Below are 21,098 nucleotides of genomic sequence, written 5' to 3' on the forward strand. Positions count from 1 at the left end.
AAATGTTCGCGAATTGCATGGGAACAAGAGCTGGGGATGGCAGGATGTGGACCCAAGCCGTGGGGCAAAGTTGTGAGACATTCGGAAAGCGGCTGGCACTGTGGCAGGGATGGCGATTACTAAAATAGGCGCAAATAGAAAGCCGATTGTTCCCTGATGTCCCAAACAGCCAAATTGCCTGATGATTTAGGAAAATATTTGGCGCGGCTCGAATCGAAACCTAAAGCGTAAATAGGGAAGTATTGGAGTATCCAATTGCAACTGTTCAATTCCAAGACGGTTAAGCGTCATATCGACCGTGCTGCTGCACCCGATCCCGCAAAGTTGGAAATCTTGCGCCGGTGGGGCGATACTATTCGCGACCGCTCAATTGAAACCCAGTCGGAAACTGAAATTGAAGACCAGTTCAAACAGCGGATTGTGTGTGATGTTCTAGGCTTTACGCCTTTCAACGGCGGGGGCGAATGGACCGTTGCCTCTAAAGCAAGCATCGGGGCGGGGGCAGTGGACCTTGCGCTTGGTTACTTCAAGCCGGACAATCGCCGAATTATCGCCCCTTTCGAGTTGAAGGGCGCGAAGACAAAGAACCTTGATGCAATCATGCCGGGCCGCGCCAAGACCCCGGTCCAACAGGCATGGGAATACGCCAGCGACAACGTGGGCACCAAATGGGTATTGGTATCCAACTATCTGGAAATCCGCCTCTACAGCTATGCGGACGGGCGACAATTTCATGACAGCTTCGATCTGGCGAAGCTCCATGATCCAGCCGAATATCAGCGGTTCATGCTGCTTTTGTCAGCAGACAACCTGCTGTCCGGCCAGACCTTGGCGATTCTGGAGGAAAGCCGGAAGGAAGACCGCGACATTACCGCGCGGCTATATGCCGACTATCGCACCCTGCGCAGCGATCTGATTGGGGCGGTGCGCACTGCCCTGCCTGAAGGCGACCCGCTGGAGGCTATCCGACTGGGCCAGACCATTCTGGACCGGGTGCTGTTCATCGCCTTTGCCGAAGACAATGGCCTGTTGCCCGATGACAGCCTGTTGAACGCCTTCCAGCACCACGACCCCTACAATCCCAAGCCCGTCTGGCAGACGTTCCTGGGCCTGTTCAACGCGATTGATCGGGGCAACGACCAGCTCCAAATTCCGCGCTACAATGGCGGCCTGTTCCAGCCGAACGCCACCATTGATGCGCTGGCCGTGCCGGACCATATCTGCGAGGGCTTCAAGCGGCTGGCGGAATATGACTTTGCTAGCGAAATTTCCGTCACCGTGCTGGGCCACATATTTGAGCAGTCGATTGCCGACGTGGAACAGCTTCAGGCCGAAGCGCTGGGCGAAGCGCCGGTGGAAAAGAAAGTCAGCGGCACCAGCGGACGGCGCAAGCGTGATGGCGTGGTCTACACTCCGGACTATGTGGCGCGCTTCATTGTCGATCAGACGCTGGGCACGCACTGCAGGGAGATATTTGCCGAAATCCTAGGCCGATATGCCGCCAAGGGAGCGAAGGCCGATGACGAGGCGATTGCGTGGAAATCGGCCAAGGCCGAACGGCAGGCTTGGGCTGAATACCGCGACCGGTTAACCGCGCTGCGCATTGTCGATCCGGCCTGCGGATCGGGCGTGTTCCTGATCATGGCTTTCGACTACCTGAAGGCTGAACTTGGGCAGGTGAACACCAAGCTGGCCGAACTGTCCGGCACCGGCATGGCGGGCGATCTGCTGGACCCTGATAGCGAAATCCTGACACACAACCTGTTCGGCGTGGACGTTAACAGCGAAAGCGTGGAAATCGCCAAGCTGAGCCTGTGGATCAAGACCGCGCGGCGCGGCAAGGTGCTGGACAGTCTGGACGCCAATTTGCGCGTTGGTGACAGCCTGATCGAAGATTCCAGCTTTGCCTATCGCAGCCACGGCTTCGAATGGAAAACTGCCTTCCCGGATATTTTTGCGGCGGGCGGCTTCGACGTGGTGCTGGGCAATCCGCCCTATGTGCGGCAGGAATTGTTAAAAGACTTGAAGCCGTATCTAGAGAAGCGCTTTGCAGTCTACCATGGGGTAGCTGACCTTTATGCCTACTTCTTCGAGCGTGGATTGCGCATTTTGAAACCCGGTGGACGGCTGGGCTATATCAGCAACTGCACTTTCTTTAAGATTGCATCGGGTGCGCCGTTACGGGATTTCCTGCGCGCGAACGCCACTTTTGAAACGATTGTAGATTTCGGCGACAACCAGATTTTTGAGGGCGTTACCACCTATCCCGCAATTCTAACAATGCAGGCAGGAAGTCCGCCTCCGGGCCATGACCTGCAAATCTGGAAGATTGGCGAAATGCCAAGCGGCAGTTTTTCAGATGCCTTTGGCGACCTCGCCAAACCGTTCCCGCAAGAAGCGCTTGGGTCCGGGTTATGGGAGTTGGAGGGCGAAAGTTTGCGCGCTCTAAGGGCCAAAATCGCAGAGAAAAAGATTCAATTGCGCACCGTGTATGGGAAGGCCTTTAGAGGGGTAACGACTGGTAGGAATGATGCCTTTGTCATCGATCAGGCTACCCGCGACCGACTGGTCGCGCAGGACGGTGCGTCTGATAACCTGTTAAAGCCATGGCTTGAGGGCAAAGACCTTGAGCGATGGCATCAGGTTTGGCCAAACCAATGGATAATCTTTGCGCGCCAAGGTCTGGATTTGTCGGATTATCCGGCGATAGTCGAATACCTGTCAGCGTATCGAGAAAAGTTAGAACCTAGGCCAGACGGCTGGAGGCCATCACGCCCCGATGAAAAATGGCCGGGTCGAAAGCCCGGAACTTACCGTTGGTCAGAAATTCAGGACAAAACCGCATACTGGAACAATTTTTCAAACGAAAAGGTTGTCTCCACTAAAATATCATCCCGCCCAACTTTCTCCGTTGACCAGTCTGGCTCCATACTGAGCAATACAGCCTACATGATTGATGCGGGTTCCGACAATTACTTCGTCAGTGCTTTGCTCAATTCGAATCTGGCAAGTTTTTTGTTTAAGAGCATATTTGCTGTCAAAGCAGGGGGGTTCTTCGAAATTCAGCCTGAGGGGCTTGGTGCTTTCCCGATACCGTCCGCTAACCCTGCACAGAAGGATGAAGTTAGCAGCCTCGCGCGGGCGGCGCAGTTGACAGCGCAAAAGCGCCATGGCGTGCAACAGGCGATCATCCGACGCATTCCAGACCTTGCCACCAATCCGGCCAGCGCCAAGCTCACCACCCGGCTTAAGGAATGGTGGAACCTGCCCGACTTTGCCGCTTTCCAGAAGGAAGTGGAAAAGGCGCTGAAAGCCAAAATTCCGCTTCAGGAACGCAACGATTGGGAGAACTGGATTGCCGCCAGCCGCGCCGAAATCCACGCCCTGACAGCCGAAATCGCTCGGCTGGAAGCCGAGATCAATGCCAAGGTCTATGCGCTGTTCGATCTGACCGCCGATGAAATCGCCTTGCTGGAGGCCAATGTCTAATGGGCGGCTGGGGATCAGGACGGCAATATGGCGGGCCGGTCGCAGAGGAATGCCTTCGCGTCGATCTGCCATGGATGTTGCGCCGCCAATTAGCTGTCCCTTTCGCCAATAGGGTTGGAACACTTAGCTGGAGTAGTGGTGGGCAGCCTTCCGGCTGGATCAGCTATCAGGCGAATATGGCTGACCCGGACAATTCTTGGCTGATTCTGACATACACACTTGGCACGGGGGCGGACGCTGAAAAGGTTCGTCAGGAAATTCGCCTCACCTATACCAAGCCTCATTATGGCGGGCGGCGATGGTGGATGATCTGCCCCTTTCGCGGTCACCGTGTTTCGATCTTGTATAAGCCGGGAAATGGAGACCGCTTCGCTTCTCGCAAGGCATGGCGCGTCCATTACAAAAGCCAGCGCGTAGCAGACCGCGACAAGCCCTTTGAGGCGCTGTTCAAAATCCAAAAGCGTCTTGGGTGCGAAGAGGGATGGGAAATGCCCATACGCCGCCCCAAGGGCATGTGGCACCGAACCTATCAACGGCTGGAGGATCGATACCATAGGTTGAATGACGAATGTGCCATCCAAATGATGGCGCTAGTCGGCCTGTTTCGATAGCACCGCCATAGGAAAATTTAGGGGGTAGCTAGCTGGTCTGGGGGTATTTTTGGGGGTATTATTAGGAGTCAGCTTAATAAAATACTGATATAATAATGCATTATATCAAATATGCGGTGCACGTAAGCGGCACCAGTCCTTTCAGTAGGGAAATCCGAAACATACGGCGGAATGGCCTTTTAAAGGGCAGTGCCTTTGGATTGTGTTTTTAAGCTTTGAAAGCGCCGAAAATAGTATTTTACATTTCAGGCCTTTTGAACAGCCGCGATTTTTGGGCAAGTCCCACTGATAGCGCTATTGAAGCGCAAGCGTTGCAGCTCGCCGTGGTCGTACTTGGCAGGCGGACCTTTGAGCGACATGCTGCGCACCAAGTGCTGCTCTAAAAAGCTCTGAAAAACGGTTTATTGAAAGACTGTTTGCGCGTAGCGGTGGCCGACGATTGGCTGCGCAAGCGAACTTCCACGATCTGGCTAACAGGCACGATCTGGAGCAAGCAGATTAGCGCCGCGAACCCAGTAACAACAGGCCCGACACTTATCCGGAGACAAAAGTGCGCCCCCCCTCCTCTCAATCAATATGTATTGGATTGGCCGCGGCATTATGTGCTGTTTCAACGCCGGCCGGGGCGCAACAGGCCGGGTTGCAGATCGCATTGCTAGACGCCACGACCGGCGAACCGATAGTCGACAGCGAAGTCCTCGTCGAAAATAGCGACATCGGCTATTCGCGGACAGTTCGCTCCGATTCAAATGGCTTCGTCAGGGTCGAGGGCCTGACAACCGCAGGGCGGTATAGGGTTTCGGCTCGTGGCTCAGGCTCCTCTGCGGACGAATCGCAGGCAATTGTCACTCTGCGATCATATTTCACCAGCAGCATTACCTTAAGGCTCAATCCTGTTGGTGCCGATGGCATCATAGTGACAGGAAGCCGCGGCATCACCGCGTTGAATCCGGTCAATGCAGAAGTATCGAGCTCGCTTGGTGCGCAAGAGTTGGCAGGTCTTCCAATCGAGGGACGTGATGTCCTGGGCGCCTTGATCCGCCTGCCCAATGTGGTTCCGTCAACCGGCTTCTTTCCGGAATCGCCATCGATATCGATCAATGGTTCAAACGGCCTTGATACAAATTACCTTATCGACGGCCTCGACAATAACGAGAATTTTCTGGGTGGCATCAAATTTCCCGTTCCGCTCGGATTCACCCGTGAAGTGACCGTTCTCGCCAACTCTTATTCAGCGGCCTATGGTCGCACGGCCAATGGCATCGTCAATTACACCTCTCCTTCGGGCAGCAATGACTATCATGGCGAAGTTTACGCGCTGATGCGCCCGGGGCGTCCGCTCGATTCAAAGTCGCCCTTCCCTCGCCGTGACCTGTCGGGAAATGCCGTCGGCGAAAGTTTCGAGCGATATCAGGCAGGCGCGAGCCTTGGCGGACCGATTACCCGCGACACAACCTTTTTCTACGCCAATTTGGAATATACGCGCGACCGCAATATCAAGATTGTCGATGCGCCGGCATTGGGCGTGGTTGATACCGTTACCGGTCGTAGCGAATTTTATCTGGGATCTGTCCGACTCGATCACCGATTGACCGACGACTGGACACTTGGGCTGCGCGGTAATTTTGGACGTGTCACGATTGATCGGCCCGGTGGCGGCCTTGGCGGCGGCAATGTTACCTTTCCGTCAGCGGGATCGGATCAGGACCGCTTTTCGACACTGGTCGCGGCAACCGCCAGTTATTCTGGCGACGAGTGGAGCTACGATGGCGCACTCCAGTTCAGCCGGTTTCGCTGGAATTATGGCCAGCCAAAGGGTCCCGCAGGCCCACAGGTCGTCATACGCGACCCCAGCGGACTGACGGCAGCGATTGTCGGCCACCCCGGCTTCATATTCAATGACCTTGAGAAAAGCTGGCAGACCAGCCACAGGTTGCAGCGCAAACTGGGTAACCACAAACTCAGCTTCGGAGCCGATATTATCAGGTCGGATTTTGCCTTGTTAGGGGGCGGAAATCCGGATGGCAATTTTACCGTCGACCTGACTTCGGCGCAGATCGCGTCTCTGGCAGCGAGCGGCATTGGCCTCAGCCTTGGTGCACAAGACATTCTCGGCCTTAACCCAAGCGTTGCCAACTACTCGGTCGAACTGCGTCCCCAGGCATTCGGCACCGAACAAACCCAGGCCACCCTCTACGTCGAAGATGAATGGCAATTGAGCCCGAAATTGACCGCAACGCTGGGCGTGCGTTGGGACTCTGACAGTCTTACCGCCAAGGGCGGACAGGGCGGAGACTATGATAATTTTGCCCCGCGTTTCTCGCTTAACTACCGACCGGACGCACGCTCGACGCTGCGCTTTGGGGCAGGTCTGTTCTACGGCAAGCTATCCTATGCGGTGATCTCCGACGCGCTTCAACGCAACAGCAGAGCGCCCGGATTTCTTGCCCAATTGGGACAGTTGCAATCGCTCGGCCTGATTCCTTCGGGAACCGACTTGTCTAAAATCACATTCGAAGGAAACCTTACCGTCTCGCCGCTTTGCACCGCCGTCACGAGCTGCCCTGCGCCTTCGCAGGCGCAAGGCTTGCGCGATACTGCGACGGTCAATGAAGCCCGGATTCTGAATCCCGATGGCTACCAAAGCCCATGGAGCTTGCAGTTGAGCGGTGGGTATCAGTTTCAGGTGACTGATTTGGTCAGCCTGAGCGCGGATTTGATCTACAGCCGTTCGCACAATTTGGTGCGTTTGCTTGACCTGAATGCACCTGCGCCATTCACCCCCAATCGCGCCAACCTCACCGATTCAAATATCGCGATACTGCGCAGCCTGCCCGACAATGCGGCACGGCTGGCATTGGCCCAATCGCTGGGACTGGTAAGAACGCAAGCAGCAGCGGACGCGACACGTCCGGTAGCACTGGTGCCCGGCGGGGCGCGACAAATTACGGTTTCGGAAACCGAGGGCGAGTCAGAGTATAAGGCCGTCATCCTGCAAGCGCAAAAGATGCGCGGAAATGATGGTTACGCATTCCGCCTTTCCTACACCTTCTCCAAGCTGACCAACGACACCGACGATATCAATTTTCGTGCTGCCAATAGCAATGATTTTAGTACTGAATGGGGGCCTTCGGCCAATGATCGGCGCCATGTAATTTCGGCAATTGGCTATCTCTATCCGTTTGACGGGGCCAGCCTGAGCATTGCCGGGCTTTTCCAGTCGGGTCAGCCAGTCAATCTTGTACCCGACGCGCGGATTTTCGGCACGCAGGACCTGAATGGCGATGGCGCCTCCTTCGGCGAAAATTTTGTTGGCAATTCGGATCGCTACCCTGGCGCTGCACGCAACTCGGCCAGACTGCCTTGGTCGGCGACTGTCGATCTGGGCGCGCGCTATGCGATTCCCGGATTTGGCGGTAGATTTGAATTGAGTGCCGACATATTCAACCTGTTCAATTCAAATAATGAATCCGGCTTCGCTAACGCTGCTACAACCTCCAACCAGATCCAGTTCGGCGGTAGTGCGCCATTTGTGCAGCGCAATGCCGGACCCCCGCGACAGTTCCAGTTCGGTGCCGCGTACAAATTCTGATACCCGATGCGGTGAGGCGGCTAAACCGCGGTTATAGAATAGCCGAGCCGCGGCACATGGACACCGATTTTGCCCAGTTCCGGATCATCGCGCAGCACCGAAAGGCTGTAAGGGGTAGAGCCCGCAAATATGCCGATAATTGGATCGCGGCCATAGTCCGCCGCTGCCAGCATCACATTCTTGCCCAGCATTTGTGCGTCGCCGGGCAAACAGTCGACCGTATCGGGCATCGCAGCCTTCGCAATTGTCAACGCATCAGCCGGCTGAAGGTTGGATCGCACGCCATGGCCGATCGCTGCAACGCGATCATACCAGCCGTCAAGCCCTGCAACGTCTGGCAGCCGGTCGATCAGACCTGCGCAAAATGTGCGGATGAACCAGAAATTATAATAGGCTGCGGCGTCTGCCAGCCCCGGATTTTCGCCTTCCAGAAAGGCCCGGCCATCTGCAAGCTGCTCCGCAAGAAGCGTAGCCTGCGCCTTGATCTGGGTGAGCGCAAATGGTGCCAGAGCCTTCATCGCGGCGACATTGAACGGCTGGCCGCTTAGAGCCTCACGATCCTTGATGAAGGCCGGATCAACGCCATCACCCAGGGTGCCGAAAATAGCCATGACGGCTGACTGGAACAGCACCTTGTCACCCCAGATTTCAAAAGCATTGGCCACACCCCGAATGCCCGTCGGGTATAAAGAAGGCTGCTCAAAGCGGCGGTCGATTTCACGTACTATAAGCGCGCTGTCGCAATAAATGTCAGCACCAATTTGAAGCACGGGGATGCGCCGATAGCCCCCGGTTAGAGGAACCAGGTCAGGCTTTGGCATGATCACCGGCTGGTCGACCGCCTGCCAGGACAGGCCCTTTATCCCAAGACAGACGCGCACTTTTTCAGAAAAGGGGGAGGAATCATATTGGTGGAGAATGATTTCTGACATTGCCTTGGGTTCCTTGCATGCCTTGATATACCGATTATGCGACCACAGGGTTGCAGTGCCCCACGCCGCAAGTCAATCGCACGGCAATGCTCACATGAAGAGCAGCACAAAGAGCAGGGCTGACAGGAAGCTGACCACGGTGGCGCTGAGCACCGGTATCGTTGCGCGCCAACCCATATCGAGCAAGAGGTCCATCCGGCTCCGCATTGCGGTAGCGGTGACCGCGAGCAGCAGCAGCCCCTTCGAAGCCGAAAGGGCTGTTTCGGCGAATTGGGATGGAACCTGGACCAATGAGTTGAATGCTACTGCCGCCAGAAAGGCGGTGATAAACCAGGGCAAGGCAAGGCGACGCCACTGTGCCTGTCCTGTCGGTGCGCCCGACGCGCCAATCGCCAAAGTAACCAGCGCCACAATCGGGGCGAGCAAAGCAACACGTGCCAGTTTGACGATCGTTGCATGGCTGCCTGCGGGATCGGAAAAGGCATAGCCGCCGCCAATCGCCTGCGCGACGTCGTGGATCGAGGCGCCGATCAGGAAGCCTGCCTGCCTGTCGCTGAGGGCAAAATAGGACGCAAGTATCGGATAGACCGACATGGCCAGCGCGCTGGCTAGCGCTATGCCGACAAGTGTGAGCGCAAATTGCGCCTGCGACAGCCGGTCCTTGCCGATTACGCCATAAAGGGCCAACGCCGCACTCGCCCCGCAAATCGCCGTCGCACCACCTGCAAGCAGGCCCGCGTAGCTCGACTGACCGAACAGGCGGGCACTCGCGATGCCAGTGAACAAGGTCAGGCCCATAACCACAACGAGTGCGAGGAACGGAATGATTCCCAGCGCACCGATCTGCATGAAGGTGACTTGCAAGCCGAGGATCACAATACCCCAGCGCAGGCAGGTACGAGAGGCGAAATCCAGCCCCTTATGCGTGCGTGCGTCGCGGGCGATGAAGCTCAACGACAGGCCAACCAGAAGGCCAAGCAAGATGATCGGGAAGTGGTAATGCTCAGAAAGCCAGGCCGCAGCAGCGGATGCCACACCGCAGATTGCAAGGCCAGGGAACAGGCTGTCCTTGGCCGCTTGTTCAGCTTCATACTTGTTGGTTTCCGCCAGATGGATCTCGCCAAACAAATCACCGCCATAGGGGAGCGCATCCCATGCGGGGCGTTGCTTGGGTGCTTGGTCGGGGTTGATGAAGGAGGGATCGCTCATTGCTGTGCGGTTTAGCTTCTCTGAATATTGGGCAAAAGCATATGCAGCCATGCGAGTGCCAGCAGGTAGGACGATGCGGCGAAAATGAATAGCGGCATGAATCCTAGCCCCGCTGTCAACACCGCACCGGTGACCGGTTGGATCAAGGCGCCGCCGATATTACCCATGAAAGCTCCAAAGGCAGTTACCCGACCCACCTTTGTACGCGGGACCACGTCGGTGATGGTGGAAAAGATCGACAGTGAAAAACCTTGATGCCCCGCCATTACCACACCCATCATGATGGCAACCGGCCAGAAGCTGTTGAGTTGCAGCACGAAGGGCAAAGGCGTGACGATCAGCGCGGAGACCAGCATCACCGTCTTGCGCACGCGATTGACGCTCCACCCGCTTTCGAGCAGCCGGGTTGAAATCCAGCCTGCGAACAACGCGCCCGCGCCTGACCCGAGAAAAGCGATCGCCAATGGCACTGCGAGTTCTTCAGTGGTGAGGTTGAAGGTCTTGCGATAGAAATCGGCAAGCCAGAAACCCATAAGCCACCAGGTTGAATCGGAAATCGCCTTGGCAACTACAATCGCCCAGGTGCGGCGTTCCATGAGGATTGGTCCGTAGGGAGCGCCGTCGTCGGAAAAGTCGCGCTGTCCATCTTCTGCGCCGTCATCAAAACGGATGCCGCGTGCGAACCACAGCCACAGCGCCAGCGTTACAAAACCCGCCACGCCGCCGAAAACCAGTGCCCCGCGCCAACCCATTTCGGCAGCAAGGATCGGGATGAAAAAGGGCATGCCGATGGTACCTAGGCCCGCAATTGCGGTGCCGACGCCAAAGGCGAAGCTGCGTTTGTCGGGCGGGAATAGCGTGGCGACCGTCTTGATCGTCAGCGGCGTCTGCACCGCTTCGGTTGCCCCCAGCCCGATACGCGCGCCAACGACCTGCCAGGCGGTAATCGCCCAGCCGTGCGCCATCGCGGCGAAACTCCAAGTCGTGACACCCGCAATCATCGAGCGCCGCACGCCAAGTTTATCAACCAGCCAGCCAGTAAAAAGGAAGGAAAATGCTGCGGCCATCTGGGTGACGAAAGCGAGATTGCCGAAATCCTCGTCGGTCCAGCCAAAATCGGCCGACATATCGGGCTTCAAGATTGCGATGATCGGTCGGTCCATCGCGTTGAAGATGCCCGCGACACAGAGCAGCCCGAACAGGGTCCAGCGCAATTGCGGCGTGATGACTTTCATGCGCGTGTCTCCCCCTTGTCCGGTATAATCATGTACAGCAGTTTATAGGCTGTGAAAGCAATAAGGGCCGGGAATTGCTGCCCGGCCCTTTCATTCGTTGCGACCCGGTCGGGCTCAGTTTGCGCCGAAATTGATACGGGCGGTGATGCCGAAATAGCGGTCGGCTTCACGCGGAATGATGTATCGGAATGCGCCACCCGGCCCACCGGAGACGATCGACGATGCGAAGCTCTTGTCGAACAGGTTCTTCACCTGCAGCGCAACGCGCCAGCCGTCATTCTGGTCGACCAGAGCAGCGGACAGATCAACGATCGCATAACCATCCACGGTCGAACCGCGACGTACAGCAGCGCTGGCTGACAGCTCGTAGATCTGATCGGATTGCATCGTCAACTGACCGTTCAGTTCAACATTTGCAAAACCGCCTGTTTCGATGGTCCAGTCAAAGCCTGTGGCGAATTTCCACTCCGGCGCATTAGCCAAAGGCGTACCCGACGGAATCAGATCAGCTGCATTTGCGCCTGGGGGCAAACGGAACTGTTCGACCTTCGCCTTGTTATAAGCAAGACCGGCGTTGACTGAAAAATTGCTCGCCGGATTGGCAACCAGTTCGAGCTCAAAACCCTGCGTCGATACGGTACCGGCATTGATCAATCGGGTCGTGCGAACGCCGTTGACGAAGTCCGGGCTGTTTGCCTGATAGTTCTTATACTTGGCGTAGTAGCCGGCCAGATTGACGATCAGGGCGCCGTCGAGGAAGGTGTTCTTGAGGCCCGCTTCGAATGCATTGACGGTTTCAGGTTCGATGACGTTGGTGTGCACCGTCGCCATGTTGTAGAACACGTTGTACGCTGGGCCCTTATAGCCACGCGTGTAGCTTAAATAGGCCATATTGTCGTCTGATAGGTCAACCTGCACTGCAGCCTTGCCCGACACATTGTCGTTCTTGGTATTGGCTGTGAATGGAATCCCGTTCGGTGCGCCAGCCAGGAAGCCAGTACCCGGAGGCGGAACAAGGGCGCCATTGTTGTAGACGCCTGAGTCAAAGCTGCCGCCGACGCCGGGGCCAGCAAGTGTGGTGCGGCGAATGTGGTAGATGTTGAGCTTGTCCTGCGTCCAGCGAAGCCCACCGATGAAGCGGATATCGTCGGACAGATTCAATGTCGCTTGCCCGAAAACGGCGAAATTCTTGAACACCGATCCGAAGTCAGCGATGCCGTAAGGCGTTGTAATGGTCGAAACGCCGGGGGCAGTCGAACAAGGGGTCAGGCCCGGCGCTACTGCCGGAAGCGTCGAGGCCGAACAGGTGATGACCGAACGCGCAAAGGTGCGATCCGAGTCAGCCTTGGAGTAATAGGCACCAAGCACATATTCGAGGAAGTTGCCGGTCGGCGATGCAATCCGCAGTTCCTGCGACAAGGTGTTCGAGGTCTGCGGGCCATCGTCATGCAATTGGTTCAAACCGACATAGGGTTGGTCCAGCCAGTCGCCGTCACGGATTTCCTGATTGTCCCAGCCGCGATAGCTGGTGATTGAGGTCAGCACATGCTCGCCCAGTTCGATATCGGCCTGCAGCGAAACGCCCCAGCTTTCTTCATTTGTAGCGGTCATCAGGTTTTGCGCGACGCGGTGGGTGCGGTCGCCCGCTATGCCCGTAGCGGCCAGCGCGGTGGCGGCAGCGTTTGTCGGTGTCGTGCCGATGATTTCGGCGCAACAATCGTCCTTTGCCTTGCGCCAGTCACCGCGCAGCAGCAGCGTTACGGTGTCGCCCAAATCGGCTTCGATGGCACCGCGGAAGCCATAATGCTTATAGCCATTGACCTTGCGATTCAGCGTGATGTTCTGGATATTGCCATCATATTCGCTGTAATAGCCGGTGAAGCGCGAGCGGATATTTTCGCCCAATGGCAGGTTAAGTGTGGCGCGACCGCGATATTCTTCCTTGGTGAAGTACGAAGCTTCGACGGTGCCTTCAAAGTCGTTTGAAGGTCGTTTGGTTACAATCGAGACGACACCGGCAGAGGCATTTTTCCCGAACAATGTGCCCTGTGGACCGCGCAGCACTTCGATACGCTCGACATCAGCGAGATCGGTAAATCCCTCACCAGCGCGGCTCAGCACCACGCCGTCAAGAACGGCGGCGACCGAAGGCTCGGCTGCGATCGAGAAGTTGATCGTACCGACACCGCGCAAGAATAGCGCCTGATTAAGCGTGGTCCCTGATTTGCGGAAGTTCAGGCTGGGAACCAGATATTGCGCATTTTCCAGCGTTACCGCACCCGAATTGGCAATCGCGTCGCCACCGATCACGGAAATTGCGAGCGGAACTTCTTGCAGATTTTCCTCACGCTTTTGCGCGGTGACGATGATTTCAGCACCTTTGCCGCCTTCATCTTCAGCCTCTTGTGCAAAAGCGGGGGCGGATGTTGCGATCAGCGCGAGTGCGCTGCCGGCCAATAATAATGTCTTCATGTCCTCGTCCTCCTAATTCGCCCTGTTGCCGGGCGTTCAAAAACCCAATTCGCTCATCTCGACGACACGCTTCTCGCGCGCGCTGATCTCTGCGGCCATGCCGATGGCGACGGCGCGCATGCCGTCTTCTGCCGTCACCTCCACTGGGCCTTCGCCGCGCACGGCAGCGTTGAATTTCTGATGTTCATAATAAGTTGAGCCGTGATGGCTGCCGGCCTTCAGCGCGGCTTCGTCGACTTCGATGACAGTGCGCTCGACAGCCTTTGGCTGGCGGAAACCGACGCGTGGTGAATAGACCAGGCTGCCTTCGGGAATAAGGCAATCGAGCCGGGCCTTGTCACCAACCGCAGTGATCTCTTCCTGATTTTCGGCGCCGTCGGCAAACATTGAAAGGTCGAGCATCGCACGCACACCATTGGCGAAATCGACCGTGGTGTAGCTGTTGTCGATAATGTCAGGACGACGGCCATCATAGCTTTCGTCGAGATGGTTCACGTCCATCGCGCCCGAACAATATACCCGCACCGCTTCTGACTGGGTGATCAGCCGCATCAGATCGAAGAAATGGCAGCATTTCTCGACCATCGTACCGCCAGTATTTTCGGAGAAGCGGTTCCAGTCGGCGACCTTGGGCAGGAAGGGGAAGCGGTGCTCGCGGATTGAAAGCATCTGCAATTTGCCGGTGCGGCCGTCATGCACCTGACGGATGAATTCGGCTGCCGGCGGCATGTAGCGATATTCCATCGCCGTCCAGAATATGCCTGGCGATTGTGCCGCACGCTCGACAATCCAGCGCGCATCTTCGATTTTGGTGGCGAGCGGTTTCTCGCACAGGATGTGAAGACCCGCGTCGAAAAGCGGAACGAGTACGTCGCGGTGTGTGTAGTTGGGGCTGGCGACAATAACCGCATCGCACAGGTCGGAAGCGGCAAGTTCAGCCGAGCTGGAAAAGGTCTGGACGCCATCCGTCGCTTCGCCGAGCGCATTCTTCGCCCAGCCGAGTGAACTTTCGGTGGGATCGGCCAATGCCGTGACAACAGCACCGGGGGTGATCGCCAGGTTTTGGATATGCTCCACACCCATCATGCCCGAGCCGACAAGGCCGTAGCGAACCGTATTCGTCAAATGTCCTCTCCCGTCTGACAACGGTGTCTATGACAGCCTTGTCACAAAATATCGGCAGCTTGGCAAGAGGGCAGATTCCACGCTTGCAGATTTTGGCCTGACTGTTACCGAAATGCCATGCGCGTCACGATAAAAGATGTCTCCCGCATTGCGGGTGTTTCGATCAAAACGGTTTCGCGCGTCCTGAACAAGGAAAAATATGTCAGCGACGAAACCCGTCGCAAGGTTGAGGAAGCAGTCGCCGCGCTGAACTTCAGCCCGAGCCTTGCGGCGCGGACTTTGGCTGGTTCGCGTTCGTTTCAAATTGCGCTGATCTACGATAATCACAGCCCCTATTATATCCATGCCGTGCAGGAAGGCGTGTGGAACCGGTGCCGTGAAGAAGGCGTCCGGATGCTTGCGCAACCGGTCGACATCGACTCGCCGACGTTGGCACAGGAAATTGGCGGGTTGATCGATGAAACCCACGTCGACGGGGTGATTTTGTCTTCGCCTGTAACCGATGCCCCGGCCGCGCTTGCCGAACTGGAGCGGCGCCGGATCCGCTTCGTCCGCATTTCGCCCGGTACCAATCATGCGCTGACAAGCTCGGTTTTCATGGATGATGCGCAGGCCGCGGACGACATGACGACGCACCTGATCAACCAGGGGCACCGCCGTATCGGCTTTGTCATCGGTCACCCCAATCATATGGCGAGCGACCAGCGCCATTTCGGCTATCGCCGCGCGCTCGACCGGGCGGGAATTGCTTATGAGCCGGAACTGGTGCGTCCCGGAACCTTCGATTTTGAAAGCGGCATGGCCGCGGCGGAAGCCCTTCTGAAACTAACCAACAAGCCGACCGCCATTTTTGCAAGCAACGACGACATGGCGGCGGGGGTTCTCTCTTACGCGCACCGTGTCGGCCTTGATGTACCGCAGGATCTATCAGTCGCAGGCTTTGACGATACCCCGCTCGCGCAATTGGTCTGGCCGCCTTTGACCACGATCCGGCAACCTGTGCGGGAGCTGGCCTATGCTGCCACCAATCAGTTGTTTTGTCCCGATCCGGCTATCGTGCACCAGCGGCTGCAACACGAAGTGATGGTTAGAGGGTCGACCGCGCCTTTGCGCAAACCCTGATTTTACCGGCTTGACGATCGGTCGTTTGAAGGTTCAATAAGACACCGTTGTCATATCGGGGAGACGGAGCGTCCATGAGCGCGAACCAGACATTGCCAGCGCCCGCAAAGATGCGGCGCTTGGGGAACAGCGAGATTGAAGTCAGCACCATCGCCTGGGGCATGTGGCGGCTTGCGGAGAATGGCCGCACCGCGGCGGACGCAGCGAAACTGGTTCATACCGTGCTTGATGCAGGCATGAATTTCCTTGATACGGCAGATATTTACGGATTTGACGGAAGCGATGGCTTTGGCGACGCCGAAGCCCTGCTCGGGGAAGTATTGGCTGCCGAGCCGGGTCTGCGCGCACGGATGGTGCTCGCCAGCAAGGGCGGAATCATGCCGCCTTTGCCTTACGACCAGAGCACCGCCTATCTTTCGTCGGCGCTCGACGCCTCGCTCAAGCGGCTCCGAACCGAGACAATCGATCTCTACCAGATCCACCGCCCCGATATACTTGCGCACCCGCAGGAAGTCGCCAAGACTCTCGATGACGCGGTCAAAGCGGGCAAGATCCGGACTATTGGCGTTTCAAACTTTACGATCCACCAGACAGCGGCGCTCAACCAGTTCCTCGGAAACAAGCTGGTGGCGACGCAGCCGGAAATCAGCCCGCTGCGCATCACCTGCTTTGAAAATGGCGAGCTTGATCAGGCGATGATGATGGGCCTGACTCCGCTGGCGTGGTCGCCGCTCGGTGGTGGCCGCCTCGCCAATCCAGAAAGCGAGCGCGACACAGCCGTGGCGGCGGAACTGGATCGCGTTGCTGACGAACAGGGCGTATCGAGGACCGTCGCCGCCTATAGCTGGCTGATGGCGCATCCGGCGGGCATCATTCCGATTGTCGGTTCGCAGCAGCGGGGTCGTATCGCCGAGGCTGCCGAAGCCTACAAGGTCCGCTGGTCAAGGCAGGACTGGTATGCCGTGCTTGTCGCGGCACGAGGAGAAAGGCTGCCCTGAGCTGCCATATGAAGCGAACCGGCCAGTTCGGACCGGATCACCGTTGAAACTGCACGTCGAACCGGTTTGCCGTTAGCACCGGTCGGCAAAGGAGAGTGAGTATGAGCGGCCAACAATGCGAGATCGCCTGGTTTTCGGCGCTATGCGACGATGATTATGAGTTTCTGGGGGTTCCCGATCCCTATCTGCAATCGAGCTGGGAGCATTGCCGCAACATCGTGCTCCGTGCCGAAGAGGGCGGATTCGACAATATTCTCCTCCCCTCGGGTTACCAGCTCGGCCTTGATACCACAGCCTTCGCCGCCGCCGTCGCAACGCAGGTCAAGCGGACGAAGCTGCTTTGGGCGACGCGCATGGGCGAGGACTGGCCGCCGCAACTCGCGCGCCGTATCGCCACGCTCGACCGCATTCTTGGGCCCAATGCTGCCGGAACCGGCGGGCGGCTGAACGTCAACATCATCTCGTCAGACATGCCAGGCGAAAAGATCGAAAGCGGCCCGCGCTATCGCCGTGCCACCGAGATCATGAAGATTGTTCGGACATTGCTCAACGGCGAGTCGCTCGATTTCCAAGGCGAGTTCTACAACCTCCAGCTTGATCCGGCGCGCATCACAACCCTGTCGGGCAAATGCCCGGCGTTCTATTTTGGCGGCCTCAGCCACGAGGCGCGCGAATGCGCCGCAGAGGGCTGCGACGTCTATCTGATGTGGCCCGACACAATGGACAAGGTGCGCGAAACGATCACCGACATGAAGCAGCGCGCCGCCGCCAAAGGACGTAGCCTTAAGTTCGGCTATCGCGTCCATGTCGTGGTGCGCGAGACCGAGGAGGAAGCCCGCGCCTATGCTGACAGACTGCTGTCCAAGCTGGACGAGGAAGCAGGCAAGGCGATCCGCGAAAAGTCACTCGATGCCAAAAATTACGGCGTGCAGCGCCAGCAGGAATTGCGCGGAGCAGCGGGCGGTGACGGCTTTGTCGAGGACAATCTGTGGACCGGCATCGGTCGGGCCCGTTCGGGCTGCGGTGCGGCGATCGTCGGCACACCCGATCAGGTGCTCGCTAAATTGCGTGCCTATCAAGCGGAAGGCATTGAGGCCTTCATTCTCTCCGGTTATCCGCATATGCAGGAAGCGGACATGTTCGCGCGTTACGTCTTGCCGCATATCCAGCATGGGCCGCTGGCGCTATAACACCGCCGATACAGGGAGCAGTGATGGAGATTTATGATGTCGCGGTCATTGGCGGTGGGGTCAATGGATGCGGCATCGCGCGCGATGCTGCAGGGCGCGGCGTCCGCGTTTTGCTGCTCGAGGCAAAGGATCTGGCAAGCGGAACCTCCTCGGCTTCGAGCAAGCTGATCCACGGTGGCCTGCGCTATCTCGAGCATTATGAATTCGCTCTGGTGCGCGAATCGCTGACCGAACGCGAGGCATTGTGGGCCATTGCGCCGCACATCATTTGGCCGATGCGTTTCGTACTGCCGCATGTGAAAGGCCTGCGCCCCCGCTGGCTGCTGCGGTTAGGTCTGTATCTCTACGACCATCTGAGCGCGCGCAAACGGCTGCCTGCGACCGAAAGCATCCGGCTGTCACAGCATCCGGCGGGTGCCCCGCTCAAGCCCGAATTCACCAACGGCTTCATCTATTCCGATTGCTGGGTGGACGATGCCCGGCTGGTTGTGCTCAACGCCCGCGACGCCGCCAATCATGGCGCGGATGTCGTAACACACTGCCCCGTCACCCGGCTCGAGCGCAAGGATGGCATCTGGCATATCGACGCAGGCGGGCGGGCGTTTCAGGCGCGTTCCATCGTCAACGCTGCGGGTCCCTCGGTGCTGCACGTGCTGAACCACAGCCCTGACAAGGCCGATTATGCGATGCGGCTGGTGCGCGGGTCGCATATTGTCGTGCCCAAATTGTTTGACCATCCCTATCCCTATTTCTTCCAGCTTCCCGATGGCCGGATTTTCTTTGCCATACCCTATGAGCATGATTTCACCCTGATCGGCACCACAGATGCCGATCACAAAAGCGGCCTCGACCATATCGAGGCCAGCAAAGACGAGATTGCCTATCTGTGCGAAGGTGCCAGCCACTTCTTCCGCGCGCCGGTTCGGCCCGAAGATGTTGTCTGGTCCTATTCGGGGGTGCGGCCATTGGTTGACGATGGTTCGGGAAAACCTGAGGCGGCAACGCGTGGCTATCGGCTGGATTTGAGTGATGCCGAAGACGGCGCACCCATTCTCAACATTTTCGGAGGCAAGATCACAACCTACCGCCACCTTGCTGAGGAAGCGGTCGATCTGCTTGCCACACGATTACCGCTGCCGCAGAACAGGCATTGGACCGGAACCGAGGCGTTGCCGGGGGGTGGTTTTGATGTCGACGCGACGGCAGAAGAGCGGCAGAAGCTCGAACAACGCTACCCCTTCCTCGAACCCGATTGGACGGACCGTCTGTTCAAAAGCTATGGTCTGGACAGCTATGCCATCCTCGGCGACGCAAAAACCCTATCCGATTGCGGCCAGCATTTCGGCCATGGCCTTACCGAACGTGAAATCGAACATTTGACCGGCAAAGAATGGGCTCGCACGTCCGACGACATATTGTGGCGGCGCACAAAACTGGGCCTGCGGATGAATCAGCAAGAGCAGCTACAGCTAGAAAATTATCTCAGAAAGGCGGTGGCCACATGAGCCCCAAAATTGTCGCCATCGGCGGAACGATTAACCCCGGCAGTTCGACGGAAATGGCGTTGCGCACCGCGTTGGCTGTGGCCGAAGCACAGGGTGCCGAAGTCAAATTATTCGGCGGCGAGTATCTTGCGGCCCTCCCCCATTATCGCAGCAAGGCACACAGCGCAGCAGACGGGGCCGAAATGGTCGAGGCGGTTCGCGCTGCCGACGGCATCATCATTGCAGCCCCCGGTTATCATGGCACAATTTCAGGGCTGGTGAAAAACGCGCTCGACTATCTAGAAGACCTGTCAAAAGACGACCGGCCCTATCTCGATGGTCGCGCCGTCGGCCTGATTGCAACCGCTTTTGGCGATCAGGCCAGCATGAGCACGATGCAGACTTTACGCAGTATCGTCCACGCCCTGCGCGGCTGGCCGACGCCGATGGGAGCGACCGTCCGCACCTATCCCGACCTGTTCTCACCTGATGGGGAGTGCCTTGACGACCGGGTTTCGATGCAGCTCGATATTGTAGGAAAACAGGTTGTGCAGGGCGCACGCAGCTTTGCCGCAACCTCGGGGGGGCACGCATGAACGATCTGAACGCAGCGATCGAGGCGCTGGGCAAAGGTGAAATCATCGTCATCACCGGCGACCGGTTCCGGCGCGGCGACATCGATTTCGCAATTGCGGCCAAGCATATCACAGCCGATGCGATCAACTTCATGGCGCGCCATGGCCGTGGCCTTATCTGCCTGTCGCTGACGCCAGCAAGGGCAGTAAAATTGGGCATCAGCCTAATCAATCCCGGCAGCGAGCGTCAGTCAGGTCGCCCTTTCGGTCGATCGATTGAGGCGCGCGCCGATGTAACGACCGGCATTTCTGCTGCGGACCGGGCGAAGACAGTCGAAGTGGCTGTGGCTGAAGGGGCCAATAGCGACGATCTCGTCTCCCCCGGGCATGTCTTCCCGCTGATCGCATCCGAAGGTGGCACAGCCGAGCGACCGGCAGCCGCCGAAGCCTCGATCGATCTGTGCCGCCTTGCGGGATGCGGTGACGCAGCAGTGATCTGTTCGATCATGCGCGACGACGGCGAAATGGCACGCCTGAATGACATAGGCGAACTGATCGAAAGCCATGCCCTGAAGGTTGCCGACATTGATGACCTTCTGCAGCGCCTCGGCATTGCGCCAGAAGCCTAGCCTTCCCGCGATAGGGCCAAGCTGAAATCGGAGCGCACGCTTCGGCTAGTTATGCATGCGATACCCGCCAAATCTAGTGACCAAGAGATTGCGTTGTTGGTGCAGACGATCGAAGTTGATCGACTGCCATTAGCCTTAGGGTGCCAGCAGCCGTTTCAACAGTTTTCCGATACCAATAAAAATCAATGCCCCGGCAATTGCCCCTATCATCGGAAAATAGGCGTGATTGCGTACACTGTCGATTGCAACTTCACCAAAGCCATCGGCCTTAAGTTCGGCCACCCGCATTTCGGTTTCAGCGATCTGGAACACAGTAAATGCTATGGCGGCGGCGAGCGCCACCCAGCGGAGTTTGGACTTTCCATTCCCCGCTGCCTCATTCTGTGCGCCGTCAAGCATCGGCTGATGGCTTTCGAACTCATTCGTTTCGGTCAC

General features: G+C 57.6%; 15 protein-coding genes. 9 read left to right on the plus strand and 6 right to left on the minus strand.

Features of this window, described 5'->3' with window-relative positions; genetic code table 11:
- Nucleotides 1-255: 255 nt before the first annotated feature.
- From PKC81_RS07830 to PKC81_RS07840, 3 genes are all read left to right on the plus strand, one after another.
- Nucleotides 256-3,489, plus strand: coding sequence for a DNA methyltransferase (locus tag PKC81_RS07830; protein WP_324334802.1), 3,234 nt, complete (start codon nucleotides 256-258; stop codon nucleotides 3,487-3,489).
- Nucleotides 3,489-4,100, plus strand: a complete 612-nt coding sequence (locus PKC81_RS07835) for a hypothetical protein (RefSeq protein WP_324334804.1) — start codon at nucleotides 3,489-3,491, stop codon at nucleotides 4,098-4,100. Before PKC81_RS07830 ends, PKC81_RS07835 begins: the two co-directional genes overlap by 1 nt.
- A gap of 640 nt (nucleotides 4,101-4,740) precedes the next feature.
- Nucleotides 4,741-7,692 carry a TonB-dependent receptor gene (locus tag PKC81_RS07840; protein WP_324334806.1) on the plus strand — a complete coding sequence of 984 codons (2,952 nt, stop codon included), beginning with the start codon at nucleotides 4,741-4,743 and terminating at the stop codon, nucleotides 7,690-7,692.
- Between the two features lie 20 nt (nucleotides 7,693-7,712).
- On the opposite strand, the gene PKC81_RS07845 is transcribed toward PKC81_RS07840, so the two are convergent.
- From PKC81_RS07845 to PKC81_RS07865, 5 genes are all read right to left on the minus strand, one after another.
- Nucleotides 7,713-8,624, minus strand: coding sequence for a glutathione S-transferase family protein (locus PKC81_RS07845; RefSeq protein WP_324334808.1), 912 nt, complete (start codon nucleotides 8,622-8,624; stop codon nucleotides 7,713-7,715).
- Between the two features lie 90 nt (nucleotides 8,625-8,714).
- Entirely contained in the window at nucleotides 8,715-9,833 is a 1,119-nt protein-coding gene (locus tag PKC81_RS07850) for a putative sulfate exporter family transporter (RefSeq protein WP_324334810.1), read from the minus strand.
- Nucleotides 9,834-9,844: 11 nt separating this feature from the next.
- Nucleotides 9,845-11,068 (minus strand): MFS transporter, encoded by a 1,224-nt coding sequence (locus PKC81_RS07855; RefSeq protein ID WP_324334812.1) that lies wholly within the window; start codon nucleotides 11,066-11,068, stop codon nucleotides 9,845-9,847.
- A 114-nt stretch (nucleotides 11,069-11,182) separates the two neighbouring features.
- Complete coding sequence (locus PKC81_RS07860) at nucleotides 11,183-13,540, minus strand: TonB-dependent receptor (protein WP_324334814.1); 2,358 nt, start codon at nucleotides 13,538-13,540, stop codon at nucleotides 11,183-11,185.
- A 36-nt stretch (nucleotides 13,541-13,576) separates the two neighbouring features.
- Nucleotides 13,577-14,665 (minus strand): Gfo/Idh/MocA family oxidoreductase, encoded by a 1,089-nt coding sequence (locus PKC81_RS07865; protein ID WP_324334816.1) that lies wholly within the window; start codon nucleotides 14,663-14,665, stop codon nucleotides 13,577-13,579.
- 117 nt (nucleotides 14,666-14,782) lie between these two features.
- Here PKC81_RS07865 and PKC81_RS07870 point away from each other — a divergent pair, with 117 nt between their 5' ends.
- From PKC81_RS07870 to ribB, 6 genes are all read left to right on the plus strand, one after another.
- The gene (locus tag PKC81_RS07870; protein WP_324334818.1) at nucleotides 14,783-15,787 is read left to right on the plus strand and encodes a LacI family DNA-binding transcriptional regulator; all 1,005 of its coding nucleotides are present in this window, start codon (nucleotides 14,783-14,785) and stop codon (nucleotides 15,785-15,787) included.
- A gap of 161 nt (nucleotides 15,788-15,948) precedes the next feature.
- Nucleotides 15,949-16,785, plus strand: a complete 837-nt coding sequence (locus PKC81_RS07875; protein ID WP_324334877.1) for an aldo/keto reductase — start codon at nucleotides 15,949-15,951, stop codon at nucleotides 16,783-16,785.
- A gap of 101 nt (nucleotides 16,786-16,886) precedes the next feature.
- Nucleotides 16,887-17,975 carry an LLM class flavin-dependent oxidoreductase gene (locus PKC81_RS07880; RefSeq protein WP_324334820.1) on the plus strand — a complete coding sequence of 363 codons (1,089 nt, stop codon included), beginning with the start codon at nucleotides 16,887-16,889 and terminating at the stop codon, nucleotides 17,973-17,975.
- A 23-nt stretch (nucleotides 17,976-17,998) separates the two neighbouring features.
- The gene (glpD, locus tag PKC81_RS07885; RefSeq protein ID WP_324334822.1) at nucleotides 17,999-19,480 is read left to right on the plus strand and encodes a glycerol-3-phosphate dehydrogenase; all 1,482 of its coding nucleotides are present in this window, start codon (nucleotides 17,999-18,001) and stop codon (nucleotides 19,478-19,480) included.
- Nucleotides 19,477-20,055, plus strand: a complete 579-nt coding sequence (locus PKC81_RS07890; RefSeq protein ID WP_324334824.1) for an NAD(P)H-dependent oxidoreductase — start codon at nucleotides 19,477-19,479, stop codon at nucleotides 20,053-20,055. Before glpD ends, PKC81_RS07890 begins: the two co-directional genes overlap by 4 nt.
- The gene (ribB, locus tag PKC81_RS07895; protein ID WP_324334826.1) at nucleotides 20,052-20,663 is read left to right on the plus strand and encodes a 3,4-dihydroxy-2-butanone-4-phosphate synthase; all 612 of its coding nucleotides are present in this window, start codon (nucleotides 20,052-20,054) and stop codon (nucleotides 20,661-20,663) included. The genes PKC81_RS07890 and ribB overlap by 4 nt, the downstream gene beginning before the upstream one ends.
- A 135-nt stretch (nucleotides 20,664-20,798) precedes the next feature.
- On the opposite strand, the gene PKC81_RS07900 is transcribed toward ribB, so the two are convergent.
- Nucleotides 20,799-21,098, minus strand: a complete 300-nt coding sequence (locus PKC81_RS07900; protein ID WP_324334829.1) for a hypothetical protein — start codon at nucleotides 21,096-21,098, stop codon at nucleotides 20,799-20,801.

It is taken from the genome of Sphingorhabdus sp., assembly GCF_035329025.1.
GTDB lineage: Bacteria > Pseudomonadota > Alphaproteobacteria > Sphingomonadales > Sphingomonadaceae > Sphingorhabdus_B.

Excerpts from the sequence above, each read along its gene's own strand:
- PKC81_RS07850 (WP_324334810.1), bottom strand. The coding sequence starts at position 9,833 with ATGAGCGATCCCTCCTTCATCAACCCCGACCAAGCACCCAAGCAACGC.
- PKC81_RS07860 (WP_324334814.1), bottom strand. The coding sequence starts at position 13,540 with ATGAAGACATTATTATTGGCCGGCAGCGCACTCGCGCTGATCGCAACA.
- PKC81_RS07855 (WP_324334812.1), bottom strand. The coding sequence starts at position 11,068 with ATGAAAGTCATCACGCCGCAATTGCGCTGGACCCTGTTCGGGCTGCTC.
- PKC81_RS07875 (WP_324334877.1), top strand. The coding sequence starts at position 15,949 with ATGTGGCGGCTTGCGGAGAATGGCCGCACCGCGGCGGACGCAGCGAAA.
- PKC81_RS07870 (WP_324334818.1), top strand. The coding sequence starts at position 14,783 with ATGCGCGTCACGATAAAAGATGTCTCCCGCATTGCGGGTGTTTCGATC.
- PKC81_RS07890 (WP_324334824.1), top strand. The coding sequence starts at position 19,477 with ATGAGCCCCAAAATTGTCGCCATCGGCGGAACGATTAACCCCGGCAGT.
- PKC81_RS07880 (WP_324334820.1), top strand. The coding sequence starts at position 16,887 with ATGAGCGGCCAACAATGCGAGATCGCCTGGTTTTCGGCGCTATGCGAC.
- PKC81_RS07835 (WP_324334804.1), top strand. The coding sequence starts at position 3,489 with ATGGGCGGCTGGGGATCAGGACGGCAATATGGCGGGCCGGTCGCAGAG.
- PKC81_RS07845 (WP_324334808.1), bottom strand. The coding sequence starts at position 8,624 with ATGTCAGAAATCATTCTCCACCAATATGATTCCTCCCCCTTTTCTGAA.
- ribB (WP_324334826.1), top strand. The coding sequence starts at position 20,052 with ATGAACGATCTGAACGCAGCGATCGAGGCGCTGGGCAAAGGTGAAATC.
- glpD (WP_324334822.1), top strand. The coding sequence starts at position 17,999 with ATGGAGATTTATGATGTCGCGGTCATTGGCGGTGGGGTCAATGGATGC.